The sequence below is a fragment of the Kitasatospora sp. NPDC085879 genome (genome assembly GCF_040686255.1).
In the GTDB taxonomy this organism is placed as follows: Bacteria; Actinomycetota; Actinomycetes; order Streptomycetales; family Streptomycetaceae; genus Kitasatospora.
Map to the genome: position 1 here is coordinate 77,216 of NZ_JBFBJZ010000026.1, position 13,144 is coordinate 90,359.

Annotated in this window: 10 protein-coding genes; 8 read left to right on the top strand and 2 right to left on the bottom strand. The window is 70.1% G+C overall.

Features of this window, described 5'->3' with window-relative positions:
* Positions 1-85 precede the first annotated feature (85 nt).
* Entirely contained in the window at positions 86-868 is a 783-nt protein-coding gene (locus tag AB0P35_RS20890) for a hypothetical protein (protein ID WP_363512553.1), read from the top strand.
* Between the two features lie 18 nt (positions 869-886).
* On the opposite strand, the gene AB0P35_RS20895 is transcribed toward AB0P35_RS20890, so the two are convergent.
* Positions 887-1,405, bottom strand: a complete 519-nt coding sequence (locus AB0P35_RS20895; RefSeq protein WP_363512555.1) for a sigma-70 family RNA polymerase sigma factor — start codon at positions 1,403-1,405, stop codon at positions 887-889.
* Positions 1,406-1,731: 326 nt separating this feature from the next.
* The gene (locus AB0P35_RS20900; RefSeq protein ID WP_363512557.1) at positions 1,732-4,737 is read right to left on the bottom strand and encodes a ricin-type beta-trefoil lectin domain protein; all 3,006 of its coding nucleotides are present in this window, start codon (positions 4,735-4,737) and stop codon (positions 1,732-1,734) included.
* 588 nt (positions 4,738-5,325) lie between these two features.
* Here AB0P35_RS20900 and AB0P35_RS20905 point away from each other — a divergent pair.
* From AB0P35_RS20905 to AB0P35_RS20935, 7 genes are all read left to right on the top strand, one after another.
* The gene (locus AB0P35_RS20905) at positions 5,326-7,137 is read left to right on the top strand and encodes a helix-turn-helix domain-containing protein (RefSeq protein ID WP_363512559.1); all 1,812 of its coding nucleotides are present in this window, start codon (positions 5,326-5,328) and stop codon (positions 7,135-7,137) included.
* A 318-nt stretch (positions 7,138-7,455) separates the two neighbouring features.
* Positions 7,456-8,040: a DUF5317 family protein gene (locus tag AB0P35_RS20910; protein WP_363512561.1), complete on the top strand. Its 585-nt coding sequence runs from the start codon at positions 7,456-7,458 to the stop codon at positions 8,038-8,040.
* Positions 8,021-8,296 (top strand): hypothetical protein, encoded by a 276-nt coding sequence (locus AB0P35_RS20915; RefSeq protein ID WP_363512563.1) that lies wholly within the window; start codon positions 8,021-8,023, stop codon positions 8,294-8,296. Before AB0P35_RS20910 ends, AB0P35_RS20915 begins: the two co-directional genes overlap by 20 nt.
* Before the next feature lie 577 nt (positions 8,297-8,873).
* Positions 8,874-10,520, top strand: a complete 1,647-nt coding sequence (locus AB0P35_RS20920) for an APC family permease (protein ID WP_363512565.1) — start codon at positions 8,874-8,876, stop codon at positions 10,518-10,520.
* A 275-nt stretch (positions 10,521-10,795) separates the two neighbouring features.
* Positions 10,796-11,914, top strand: coding sequence for a sensor histidine kinase (locus AB0P35_RS20925; RefSeq protein WP_363512567.1), 1,119 nt, complete (start codon positions 10,796-10,798; stop codon positions 11,912-11,914).
* 48 nt (positions 11,915-11,962) lie between these two features.
* Positions 11,963-12,340 carry a roadblock/LC7 domain-containing protein gene (locus tag AB0P35_RS20930; RefSeq protein WP_363512569.1) on the top strand — a complete coding sequence of 126 codons (378 nt, stop codon included), beginning with the start codon at positions 11,963-11,965 and terminating at the stop codon, positions 12,338-12,340.
* Between the two features lie 435 nt (positions 12,341-12,775).
* Positions 12,776-13,138, top strand: a complete 363-nt coding sequence (locus tag AB0P35_RS20935; RefSeq protein WP_363512571.1) for a hypothetical protein — start codon at positions 12,776-12,778, stop codon at positions 13,136-13,138.
* Positions 13,139-13,144 lie beyond the last annotated feature (6 nt).

Here is a 13,144-nt window from a genome sequence, read left to right on the forward strand (position 1 = left end):
ATCCTCGTGGCAACCCGTGGCCCAAGGCCCAGGCCCACACACCTTCACGGCCCCGGCGGAAGCCGGCGACAGGAGGACGCGCACGATGACCGAACTTGCCACGGATCCGTCGCGCTGCACGGCAGTCCGTCCCGCCACCCCGCCGCTTTCGCGGGCAGGCACGGCAGTGGAATCGGCGACCGCCACCCCCCTGGTGATGGTCACCGTCGATGCGGGATACAGCAGGGACCTGGTCTCGCGGCTGCAGCGGATGGGACTGCCGGTCGGCAAGGCACTGCCCTGGGGCAGCAACAAGGCCTGCCGGGGACTTCTGGACCCCCGCCCGTCGATGATCCTGCTCGCCCTCCACCACTCGGTGGAGGGCGAGCGGCTGGCGGACTTCGTTCGGGCCGCCGCGCTGGTGGCCCCCGTGGTGGTGCTGCGCCACCACGGGCAGGGCATGTTGCTGAACCTGCAGGGGCAGGAGCTGCTGCTGCGCCCTTCGGGGCGGGACACGTTGGAGGCGTTCGGCGCCGGAGCATTCGACGTCTTGGACCCTGGGGTTCCGCTGGCCGAGCTGGCGGCCCGGATCAAGGCCGATCTCAGACGCTGTCTGCCGGTCGGCGAGGAACGGGGGCTCGGCTGGCGCGGTGGTTCCTCGCCGAGCCAGCGCCTGCTGTTCGACTTGATCGTCCAGGCCCGGTCGCCGATCTGCTGCCACTACCTGAAGCAGCTGCTCGGCACGGCCCGCGAGCCCATGACGCTGCGGGCCCTGCGGGCTCGTATCCATCGCCTGATGCCGGTGTTTGACGCCCATGGCCTGCGCTTGGTCGTCGACCAATGGCGGGGGATCGTCACCTACCGGGTCGACGGCCAGGCGGCCTGGTAGAGGCCGGCCGGACCGCGGTCAGTGGATTCCGTGCCGTGTCAGAGCGCGCCGCAGTTCCCTGAGTGCATAGTGGTTGCGCGACTTCACCGTCCCCAGCGGTATGCCCATGGAGCGCGCCGTGTCTCCGATGGACCTGTCCAGGCAGTGCAGGTGCACCAGGATCTCCCGGTGTACAGGGGACAGCTCGGCAAGTGCGAAGGCAAGGCACCGGGCCTCGACCACTTGCTCGGCGCTGTCCGTAACACCGGCGGCATCGACCGGTTGACAATGCGTCTCCACCGGCCGGGCATTGCGCGCCCGGCTCGCGTCGATGACCAGGTTGCGTGCCACCCTGAGCAGCCACGGCCGCACCCGCCCGGCGGATTCCCGCAGGGTAGCGGAGTGCCGCCAAGCCCGCAGGAACGTCTCCTGGACGAGGTCCTCGGCGGCCTGGGAGTCGATCCCGCCCACCTTCATCACGTAGCGCAGCAAAGAGCCGTGGTAGGCCGCGTACAGGTCGCGGAGGAATGAATCATCCGCCCGATTGTCCTGTCTCAATCCGTGTCCCGGGAAGTTGAATCGGAGTCTCGCGGAGGCGGAGAATCCGATGGTCGTGCGAGGAGCGGGAAAGGTTCCGGCGAGCCTCCTTTCCAGGTTCGACAGCGGCCCTGAGGGCGCATTCTGTCCAGGTAGGGACTCTGTATTTCTGAACCGGTGGACCGGGAACTCTCAAGGTTTCGAGAGCTACCCCGGTGCGGCGTGATCCGGGCGCCTCGCTGGGAATCATAAAATGCTTTTCGGCGGCCCTTCGCTCTGACCGAAGCCCTTTCCGTGAAGGTTGTGAAAATCGCCGTGCGGGTGCGATCGTACCCGCACGGCGATTCCTACTGTGCTTTCTTGCCGGGGCCGTCGTTGTTCAGCCAGGCCAGCAGCAGAGCCCGAACGGTCAGGTCATCCTTGTCGAGCACGCCAGTGGGCGTGTTCTCCGTCTGCCGATGGCCGTCTGCGGCAGGAAGCTCCCTCAGCAGGACTATCGACGGCGAGCCGGCGTCGTCCATGCGGACCTCCAGCACGCGAAACAGGCTGTTGCCGGGGAAAACGGCTTCCTCGGCAGTGTCGGCGACGGCCAGGACGCCCGTACGCCGTCCGCTCAACGACCACACGACGGTCACGGCCCGCTTCTGGGCGCCGACGGGTGGGTGCAGGGAGGTGCGGAGCACCTGCGGGCAGCGCAGGGTCCGGCCGGGAACCAGGGTGTCGGCCCTCCATCCTGCCGGAACACCCTGATAGTGAACCGGCCCTCGGTAGGACGGCAGCCGCCGCAGGCCGGAGGCCACGCAGGCGGCCCACGCCGCATCCACACGGGAGGAAGGAAGGCCCTGCGGGTCCACCGGTCGGTCGCCGCACACCAGCACCCGTACGGCGACCAGGTCCCCTATGTCAGAGCCGTCGTTGGGCGCGGAGTGCGCCCTCCGCAGACCCGGATTGGTCGCCAGGGTCTGGGCGATGGCGCGAGCATGAGTGTCGTATCGGCGATGGAGCGCGTCACGCAGCACCGAACGCTCCTGGAGCGTACTGGAGTGATCTGTCCGCATTGCATCCGGCGCCAGCAGCGTACCGGCGGGCTCTCCTTCCCCGGCCGAAGCAGCCGTGGCGGCGTCTCCCGGCGGGCACGCGGCCTCTGGCGCTGTGGCCGAGGAGGCCGCGGTAGGCGTCTCGGCCTCGGACACAGCGGTCGTCATGACAGTCTGGGCCGTGTCTGCCCCACCGGGATTCGCGGGCGCCGCTGGCGGCGCCGCGACCACCGGAGTCTGCAAGTAAGTCGAGAGCAGACGCAGTTCGCTGTCCTGGCCGGTGTCGGAGATTCCGGTGAACACCGCCAGCGCCTTGCTGGCCCGCCAGTGCTCGCGCAGACGCCACAGCTCACAAGCCACGTCCCACACCGAACGGGGCTTGTCGCCTACCAGGTACGGACAGCCCGGATCGGTGTCGGAGCGCTGTACGGCGACGCCGTACAGGCCCGCCGGGGCGGCTCGACGCCAGTCGGCGAAGTCCGCCAACAGCTGCCGTGCACCTGGTTGGTCTCGCTTCAGGAGGGCCAGCCCCTGATTGTCGACCTCGATGGCCTCCACCGAACTGCGGACTTGTTGCGCCTGCACGCCGGCATCGGGGGAGTGGCGGAGCCGGGCTTTGTCTGCGTCCGGGAACGGCCATGAGCCGGCCAGGCGCACCACCGGGGTCCATCCGCGGTCAGGCCGCTGGGGGAGCATCGCCCACCAGCCCCGCTGGTCGCCGGAGACGACCGGGACCTGGAGCTGGTCGGCGAGAAGCTGTACGGCCCATCCGCCGATCCGCCCCTGGGCGATCAGAACGAGGGGGCGGCCCTGCCAGTCTTCCTGACCCCGCACCAGTTCACCGAACTGGAGAGGAGTGAGCACGCGCCCCCCGAAGCGGAAACCCGACACGAGCCCGTCGTACTGGACGAAGACGGTGAACAGGTCCGGGTCCGGCCGCCACCAGGGGGCCATGGCCGTGGGGTCCAGCCTGTGCTCCGGAGTGTCGAGTACGACCCCGGAGGAGGGAGCGGCGCCACTGCCCGAAATCGCGGTGCCGTGCCCTGTCGGCGAGGTGACCGGGGCCTGTTCGGCGGGCGCGTTCTCGCCGGATGCGGGCACGGGCACTTCCGGGACCGCCGACGGCTGCGAGGCGGAGGAGGAGTCCGGTCCTGTCTGCCGCGCAGAGGCCTCGCTGTCGGCGCGCGCGGCGGAACGCGCGAATTCGGACACCAGCCGTGCCCAGCGCCCGTGCGCCCGGGTCGGCGGGGTGGGCGCCGCGTCGTCCTCCGAGGTGACGCTCCCTGCCTCCGCCGAGTGATTGCTGGCCGGGTCCAAGGGCGAAGGCACGTCGGGGCCTGGCGAGGCCGACCCGGTGAGGACAGAACTCGTGCGGCCCGTAACGGCGCCGACGGGTGGAGCCAGCCGGTCCGTCCGCCACCGCAGCGGCCGCCTCCTTGGGGCCAGCCGTGTGAGCCACGCCGACAGCGACGGCCGCCACGCGGTCATCCGCCACAGCAGTACGAGGACACACAGGGCGATCAGCACGGGCGTCAACGAGCCGGAGGCCCCGGACGGCTCGGAACCGACCGGCAGCGGGTGGACTGCGCTGGGGGAGGACACGCCCGGCGTGGTCCGGCTGCCGCCGGCCGCCGTGGACGGGGCGGGAGCGGCGGATGCGGTCGCGGCGGAGGATGTCGGACCTACAGAGGTTGCCGACGGCAGGGGGTTTGTAGCAGGGGCCGTCGGCTTGGGGGGCTTCGTCGTGGCGATGCCTGGGGCGGGCAGCCGCGCGACGCCGGCCGGGATCGGACCTGGGTCGTTGCCGCAGTCCCACAGCCACATCACGGTGCCGTTGTCCGTGCGGGAGTATCGCTCGTCCATGCACTTGCCCGGACTGTCCACCGCCTGGAGTTGGCTGCGCGGCCCCACCACCCACTTCTGGTCGTTGGCCCCGGAGCAGGGGTAGAAACCGATGACGGTCCCGTTGTTGTGGTGGCCCGCTATCGAATCAATGCAGTACCGGGACCCCGGTGTCGTGCCGGGGACCCAGTACGACCAGGTGCCGTCGCCGTTGTCCTGCTGGGTGAACGACTGCACAGTGCTGGTGCCGCAGTCCCAGAGCACCAGCGGAGCCCCCATCCGGGCGGGAGGGGCCATCCCGAGACATTTGCCGGCTCCGGCCGTGACGGTGTGAAGGCGCACCTGCGCACCCGCGCCACCGCTCTGCCCGCCCAGCACCCTGCCGCCGTCGCTGACGATCTGTTGGGACGCGTTCGGGAGATCCGAGTAAGCCCGAGCGGCCGGGTCCCCGAGGACGGAGAGGAAGAGGAGCATGGGGGCGAGCAGGCCCGAACGGACTGCAAGGCGGTGGGTCCTTCTCAGCATGCATTTTTCCTTCGGCAGTGCGCGGGCACTCGGTGCACCGCGGTACGGCGGGAGGCACAGGGCCGCCCCGCAGGCACGCAGCCGGTCAGGAATGCACTGCGGATGCGGGCACCACGGCGCCGGGTCCCCGGCCGTCCTCGTTCAGCGGGCCCGGCGGATCGCCCGTGCGGCCGCACGGGCACAGAATGAAGATCAGTCAACTTGCGTGCCACCGGGCCGCACCAGAGCCCACGGGCCCAAATGGCGAACGGGCGAATTTTGGGCGGCCCATCTTTCGCAGATGCACCGGCCACACGTTGACAGCGTTTCCGGGCTCGGATTCCATGAACCGGCGATTTCCGAGGCGACCGCACTACCGCGATGCCGTCAGGCCCAGAGTCGCAAGCCGACCGTCCGCGGCGTTCCTGCGCGCCGCCCATCCCGACATGAGAGCGACTCCGCACTGTGCCGACACTGGGCTCCCTGGTCCATGGAACGACCGGTCTCCGTTTCGCCGACCAGTTCTCCGAACGTGCTGCCGCGCGCCCCGTCTCCGGCGTGTGGCCCACTCTCGACGGTGACCGGACCTGGGGCTCACTCGCCGCCGCGACCGGGCTGCGCGACCTGGTTGTGGCGGTCCGGGCCGAAGGCGGTTGGTTCGCCGACCCGCACCGCGCCGACGTCCTACTGCGGCGACTGGTCAGCCTGCGGGCCTCCGCCCTGGCCGTGGCCGCCCGCCAGGGCAGCGGTGGCATCTCTCCGGTCCTCGCCCGGCAGGCCGCCCGGTACGGCATCCCCCTGCTGTCCGCCGCCGCCGGCATGTCCTGGCAGCGTCTGGCTCAGGACGTCAGCGATCAGCGACACCGCGAAGACCTGCACCATGCGGACCGGCTCGGTGAACTGCTCGACGTGGTCCGCCACGGGCCCAGCCCGGACACTGCGCAGCGGATGGTCGACTGGCTGGCCCGTACCACCCGGGCGACTGTCGTCCTCGTGGGTCCGGCGGGGGCACCGGTAGCCGCCGCCCCCGCCGGCAGTTGGACACAGCTGGCGAATGCCTCTGAAGCGGTCTCCGAGACCCGCGCCGGCCGACCGACTCCGTCCGGGACGGACATCGACGGACTGCCGTTCGCGCTCCTCGCCCTCGGACCCAGACCACCGCACCACGTACTGGCCGTCCTCGGCGGTGACCCGTTCGGGGGCAAGGCCCAGGAGTCCATCACGCAAGCGGCCGGGCTGTTCGCCCTCGTGCTTCAGACCCACCATGCGGAGGCCGGCCGCATCCGTGCCCGGGCAACGCAGGACGCCCTGAACCTGGCCGTGTTCCATCTGCTGATGGCGGGCGAGACGGACGGCGCCAGGCGCTGCGCCGAGGACATCACCCCGGGTCTGCTGGACGCGCCGAACACCACCGTCCACCTCCTGGAGGTCCCACCGGGAGAACGCGACGAGGCCGAACGGGAGTGCGCGGCCCGCCTGCGAGGCAGGGCCCTCACCGTCCGCTGCCCGGTCTCGGCCGACCGCCTGATCGTCGTCGAGCCCGCCCACGAGCGGGGCAGCGTTCATGAGACCGACGCGCTCGCGAGAGTCCTGCGCCAAGTCGGGGCAGACGGGCCCGGACGCCTCCTCCGCCGCGGCACAACCGTCCCGGTGGCCGAGACGGCCCGGTCCCACCACGAGGCCTCCCGAGCCCTGGCCCTCGCCCGGCTCCGCAGAGAGCAGTCCGCAGACATCGGCCCCAGAGCCCAGCTCGCCACCGTCCTGGGCAGCCGCGCCGCGCACTGGGCCCGGAACCTCCTGCAACCGCTGCTCCACCTACCGTCGGACACCCGCGACCCACTGACCTCGACTCTGCGCATCGCCGTCCGCTTCCACGGCGTCCAGGCAGCGGAAGTCCTGGGCCTCCACCGCCACACCGTGGCAACCCGGACGGCCACCGCCACCGCCCTGTTGGGGCTCGACCTCGGCCACGCCCATGCCCGAGCCATCCTGGACCTCGCCCTCCAACTGCAGGGCCGCAACCCGCTGCACCCGAACCCCGGACCGGCCCCGGAACTCGTGGACCTCCTCGACCAGCCGACGGTCCGCGCCTGGGCCCGCGAGTTCCTGGCCCGTCTTGAAAGAGACAGGGCGGACCTGCGCACCACCGTGCGGACCTGGCTGGCCTGCCACTGCCACATCGGCCACAGCGCCCAACAGCTCGGCGTGCACACCCAGACCGTCCGCGCCCGCCTGCGCCGGGCAGAACAGGTGCTCCGCCGCCGACTGGTCGGAAACGCCTCCAGCATCTGCGACCCCCTCTTCGCCTTCGCCGCGCTAGGGGAACTCGAATTGGCCGACTGCGGTCGACCGGCAGACCCGGCGCACTGACCCGTCACCCGCCGACCCGTAGGCCGCAAGACCCATCCCTCCGCGCTGCCGGAGCACGGGTACCGCGAGTTCCACGGCGCCGGCGAATTTGGGCCTGCCGACCGAGCGGAAGAACCAGCTAACCTGCGCGCCCAAGAGAGCCGGTTCCCGGCCTGGCCGCAGTGGCGCCGTGCAAGCTGCAAGACCGAGGAGTGGGATGGGCATGGCAGCCGTGCGGACACCTGACCATTCCGCCCAGCGTGTCCGGACGGGGCACCGGGCCGCGCCCCGGGCACCGGACGCACAGGCACCCGCCAACGCCTCGCACGAGCCGTCCCGATGACCGTCCTTGCGGCCATGACCGCCGGGGTACTGCTGGGCTACCTGGCAGGCGGGCGACTGGCCAATCTGGGCAATGCCGACCTGCGGTACGGCTGGCTGCTGGGAGCGGCTGCGCTCGTCAACGCATTGAACGGGTACCTCCCGGTCGCCGGCGACTGGGCCCGGGCGCAGGGAATCCCGCTCCTGGTCGTTTCGTACGAGGTCATCGGGGTGTGGGCGGTCCGCAACATCAGCGCCGGCCTGCCGCGCGCACGCGCGCCACTGGCCGTCGGGTCCGCCGGTGCCGCATGCAACGCTGCCGTGATCGCAGCCAACGGCAGGATGCCCGTCGTTCTGCCCCCTCACTGGGTCGGGGTGCCCCAAGCCGCAGGCGGGGTGCTGGACGCCAAACATGTCGTCATGACATCGCACGCCGCCCTCCCCTGGCTGGGCGACATCTTCCCGCTTGCCGGCGGCGCCGTGATGTTCAGTTTCGGCGATGTCCTGCTGGCCATCGGGTTCGCCGAACTGGTCGCCGTTCTGATGATCGCCGATCCGGCCGGGAACCGGCGCCTCTGGGCCCATGGCACCAATCGCCGCTGAACACCTTTGGCCGGCGGCAATGAATCGCTACCCTCGAAATTCGGAAACCCAAAAATCGGGGGTTAACCAGCCGCGGAGCGAGCCGAAAATCCCCGGGGAAAGTCAGGTCAAGATGGCGGAAAACAATACCGGTCGCAAGACGGGGCACCCGGTGCGGCGCTTTCGCGCGGTGCTGCTCCTCGCCGGGCTCGGCGTGGTCGTGGCGGCCGGGGCGGCCGACATGGGCTGGGGCATCGGAGTCGCCAGCTTCTGGTAGAACCATGCCGCTCTGAGCGGGGCCCGCTGGTTGTAGGCCCCGGTACCGGGGGCCCAAAGACCCTCAAGGGAACCTCAGATGTGCCCGGGTGTGCCTTGACACCCGGCGGTCGGCACGTGAGGCTCAGAGCGGTTGGAAACGCCGGGTAGAAATCATCAGAACATGATGAGAAAACCGAATCGAATCCCCACGCCGAACCCACCCCGATGGGAAGGCGAAGGATTCATCGGGCGGCCCGGTGAGTGCGGTTGCGAGATGCGGTACCTGAGCTGACGGAGCGGGAAGAATTCCGACGGGACGACCTGGCCCCCACGACCGGGAAGTCTGATCGGGTGCGCGTTGGCCGTCGGCCTGGTACCGCGTTCTCGTGCCCGGCGCAGACGGCGGATACGGCGAGCGCTCCTTCGAGGTGCGCCGGCCTGTCGAAGCCTTCGGCCTCGGCCCCGCGTACCTGATACGTCCGCGGAGTCGGCTGCCGCGTTCCCATCCGTCCCACCTCCTCGGCCCGTGCCCCCGCGCGGCCCGCAGGCATGCCCTACGGCACATCCCCCGTCCCCTTAATCGAAGAGGGATCACCATGACGCTGGCGCAAGCCCAGAAGCACTCATCCTCGGCGGAGGCCCCAGGCGGCCTCCGCCGCGACGTGGGACTGCTTGGGCTGCTCTTCACGGGTGTCGGCTCCATCATCGGCTCCGGCTGGCTCTTCGGAGCGCTCAGCACCTCGCGGCAGGCAGGGCCGGCCGCGATCGTGTCCTGGATCCTCGGCGGATTCATGATCATGCTGATCGGCCTCGCCTACGCCGAACTCGGCGCGATGCTTCCCATGTCCGGCGGGGCCGTGCGCTTCCCGCACCTGGCCTTCGGGTCGTTCGCAAGCTTCACCACCGGGTGGATCAACTGGCTGGCGGCGGCGTCGGTGGCGCCCATCGAGGTCGAGGGCGCCCTGCAGTACGCCACCTACTACGTACCCTGGTTGACCCGCTCGGACGGTGGTGTCCCCGTCCTGACCGGTGGGGGACTCGCCGTCGCGGTGGGCTTCCTCGCGCTTTTCAGCGTGATCAACGTCGTAGGCGTCAAGCTGTTCGAGAAGGCCAACACCATCCTGGTGTGGTGGAAGCTGCTCATCATCGTGCTGGTCGTCGTCGCCCTGCTCGGTACCGCCTTCCACCCGGCCAACTTCCACAGCCACGGTTTCGCCACCAACGGCCTGTCCGGGATCGTGACCTCCATCGCGACCGCCGGCGTAGTCTTCTCCTACTTCGGCTTCCGGCAGGGCGTCGACCTGGCGGGCGAGAGCAAGAACCCGCGGCGCAACGTCCCCATTGCGGTCATCGGCTCCATCGTCATCACCATGGTGATCTACGTGGCTCTGCAGATCGCCTTCATCGGCGCGCTTCCCGAGGACCTGCTCGCCCACGGCTGGTCGTCGCTGGACTTCCCCAATGCCTTCGGCCCGCTCGCCGCACTGTCGACCCTGCTGGGCCTGCCCTGGCTGGCCACCCTCCTGTACACGGACGCAGTGATCTCCCCGGCCGACACCGGCCTGATCTACACCACCGTTACCTCTCGGCTGTCCTACGCGATGGCGAAGAACGGCAACGCGCCCAAGTCGCTGGCCAACCTCAGCCCGCGGGGCGTGCCGTGGGTCAGCATCATCCTCACCTTCGTTACCGGGCTGGTCTTCTTCATGCCCTTCCCGGGCTGGCAGAAGATGGTCGGCTTCATCACCTCCGCCACGGTGCTGTCCTTCGGATCGGGCCCGCTGGTCGTTGCCGCGCTGCGACGGCGAGTGCCGCACCAGGCAAGGCCCTTCAAGCTCCCGCTCGGCGATGTCGTCCCGTTCCTGGCCTTCTACTCCTCGAACCTGATCGTGTTCTGGACCGGTTGGGAGACCGACCGGAAGCTGTTCATCGCGATCCTGCTCGGTCTCGTGCTGTTCGCCGTGCAGAGCCTGCGCGGGCGTGGAGCCCATGGCGTCCGGCAGCCGCTCGACCTGCGGGCCGGTCTGTGGGTCGGGCCCTGGCTGGCGGGCCTTGCCGTGCTGAGCGCGCTCGGCCCGTTCGGTGGCGGCAGCGGAGTCCTCGGCTTCACCTGGGCGTTCCCCGTCCTGGCCGTGTTCAGCCTGGCGATCTACTGCCTGGCGGTGCGCTTCTGTCTGCCCGCCGCGACGGTGGAGCGCTCGCTCGCTGAGGTCATGGCCGGCGAGGGTTTCGAGGAGAGCTGAGCCCCGGTGCTGCCGGGTGCGCGCCGCAGCGCGCACCCGGCAGCACCGCCGCCCTTCCGGCGGAACAGCAACCCGGTAATCGGCGACCGGAGCTGCATCGGGCACCGTGCACATCGGAGGGGAGTGCACTGTGCACGAGTGACGTCGAGGCGCGAAACCAGTGAGGTTGGATCAGGGAACCAGGCGCTCTGAACACACAAAGACACGTTCAAAAAGCCCGATTGACGCAGCGCCGGCAAAGCCGACCCGAACCGCTACCTCCCGAGGAACCCCTCATGACGCAATCCCTGGCGATAGCCCTGCTGTGGTGCCTGCTTGCGGTACTCCTGCTCTGCCAGGCCAGGCTACTTCGCGTCAGACGGGAGAGGACCGACCTCGCCCGGCAGGTCACGGAGCTGCTGACCGCGGCCCGCCTGCGCGACGAGGAAGCCGCGCACCTCGCCACCCGTACGCTGCCTGCCACTGCCGACAACCTGCTCTCTCCGCCCGAAGACCTGCACGCACCCCGGCACGGCGGGCTCGCCGGAACCCCGTTCGCGGCCAGTCTCGACACCGTGGTGGACCTCATGGCGGTCGTCGAGGAGGCCCGATCCCAGGCGGAGCAAAAGGCGCACATCGTAGTGAGCAGTGCCATGGACTCCCTCCAGGCACTCGCCGACGAACAGCAGGCGCTGATAGCCGCCATGCAGCGACGCCACGCCGATCCCGACGTATTCCAAGGGCTGTTGGAGATCGATCACGTCAATGCCCAGTTCGGGCGGCGAGCCCAGGCTGTCGGGCTTCTGTGTGGAGCGGGCGCGGTCCGCCGCCGCCGGCCCGCACCACTGACAGATGTGGTACGCGGCGCCGCCTCGCGCATCCGCGACTACCGCCGCATCCAGCCGGGCCTGCCGGTGGAGACAACTGTCGTCGGCGAGGCCGTCGAACCGGTGGCCGTCGCCCTTGCGGAACTGCTCGACAACGCCGCCCGCCACTGCGCGCCTGACACCCTGGTCGACGTCGGAATCCAACTGGCACCCCATGGCGCAGTGATCACCATCGACGACAGCGGACCGGGCATGGACGACGAACAACTACGCCGCGCGAACGCCATGCTGACAGGACCGCAGCCCGCCACCCTGTGCAGCCTCGGCGACCGTCCACAACTCGGCCTGCCGGTCGTCGGACTGCTGGCGGCCCGCCATGGCTTCCGCGTCCACGTCGGAGCCCGATCCCCGCACGGCGGAGTACAGGCCATGCTCCTTCTCCCCGCCGAACTGTTGGCCGCGGCGGCAGAGCAGGAGCGGCCGGCACCCGACGAGGCGCCCACCGCACCGCACCACGCCGCCGACGGGCTCGCGCGGCCCATGGCGAAGTTCGTCAGACAGACCCGCAACGGCCACCCGGCCGAATGAATCCGAGAGGAACCCGCTGTGAATCACGCACACCCGACGGACTACCCGGTGGGACAGCTGCTCGACGGCCTTCTCGCCGCCCACGGTACGCGCGAGGCGATCCTGCTGTCCCACGACGGTTCGCTGCGCGCCCACCCCCAAAGCATCGCCCGTCACGTGGCGGGCGACCAGGCCGCCAAGTTCGCCGCCCTGCAGTCCGGCAGCTGCAGAGCGGCCGAACTGTGCGGACCCGACGCCACACCCTGGCAGCAGACCTTGATCGAGTTCGTCGGCGGCTTCGTGTTCCTCCTGGCCGTCGACGAGACCAGCTACCTGGCAGTATCCGCCTCTGCGCTGGCGGACGTCGCGGAAGTCGCCCTCCGCATGCACCTGTTGGTGGACAAGCTCGCCGCGGCAACGACGGCTCCGGCGGATTTCGGAGCATGACCGCGCAGGGGGCGTGTGCATCCCCGAAACGGGCTCCGGGGCCCGCAGTAATGGGGCCTCTGGCACCTTCCGGGTGTCGAGTCCGTCCCTCTGAACTGTGTGGGTGCCACAACGACCGGTGAACACGCTCCCGCCCGCGGCGGGCGGCAGGGGCGGCAAGGGCGGGCGGGACGTCGGACGGCGTTTGTCCGCAGGGCGCGTGGCGGTCCTGGCGGTCGCAGCCGCCGGGCCGCTGTCCAGCATGGTGGGCAACCTCCCGCTCGCCCCCGCTCTCGTAACGGCCCAGGACTCCCCGGAGCCTTTGCCTTCGCCGCAGCCGTGCAGCTCTGCTTCTGCGTGGGCTGCGCGGCACTGCGCCGGCGCGTGGTCAGCACCGGTGCTCTGTACACCTGTGTGACACAAGGACTGGGCCGACCTGCGGGCGTCGGGACGGCCATGCCGGCCCTGCTCTCCTACACGGCGCTATCCGTCGGCCTGACCGGGGCGTTCGGATACTTCACCAGCATGGTGCTCGCGGCCCTGGGCCTTCACGTCTCCTGGATCCTGCCCACCCTGTGCGGGCTGCTCCGCCACCGTTCCGTTGACGTGTCGACCAGAGCGCTTCTCAGCCTGATGACCGCAGAGGTCGCGATCGCCGCCGCGACCTACCTCGGCCTCTCCGGACACACCGGCCAGGTGGGTACCAACATCTTCTGGCGCCTGCCCACCGACTTCCGACAGTGCCACGGCAGCCCGAGCGGCGACCTCCCGCGGGCCGCCCTGGACCCGCTGCCACGTCCGAGAGCCGCACTGCCGTGAAGATCT

What these genes read in the sequence shown, in the direction of transcription:
- AB0P35_RS20890 (WP_363512553.1), top strand. Translation starts at nt 86, where the DNA reads ATGACCGAACTTGCCACGGATCCGTCGCGCTGCACGGCAGTCCGTCCC.
- AB0P35_RS20900 (WP_363512557.1), bottom strand. Translation starts at nt 4,737, where the DNA reads ATGCTCCTCTTCCTCTCCGTCCTCGGGGACCCGGCCGCTCGGGCTTAC.
- AB0P35_RS20910 (WP_363512561.1), top strand. Translation starts at nt 7,456, where the DNA reads ATGACCGTCCTTGCGGCCATGACCGCCGGGGTACTGCTGGGCTACCTG.
- AB0P35_RS20915 (WP_363512563.1), top strand. Translation starts at nt 8,021, where the DNA reads ATGGCACCAATCGCCGCTGAACACCTTTGGCCGGCGGCAATGAATCGC.
- AB0P35_RS20920 (WP_363512565.1), top strand. Translation starts at nt 8,874, where the DNA reads ATGACGCTGGCGCAAGCCCAGAAGCACTCATCCTCGGCGGAGGCCCCA.
- AB0P35_RS20925 (WP_363512567.1), top strand. Translation starts at nt 10,796, where the DNA reads ATGACGCAATCCCTGGCGATAGCCCTGCTGTGGTGCCTGCTTGCGGTA.
- AB0P35_RS20935 (WP_363512571.1), top strand. Translation starts at nt 12,776, where the DNA reads ATGCCGGCCCTGCTCTCCTACACGGCGCTATCCGTCGGCCTGACCGGG.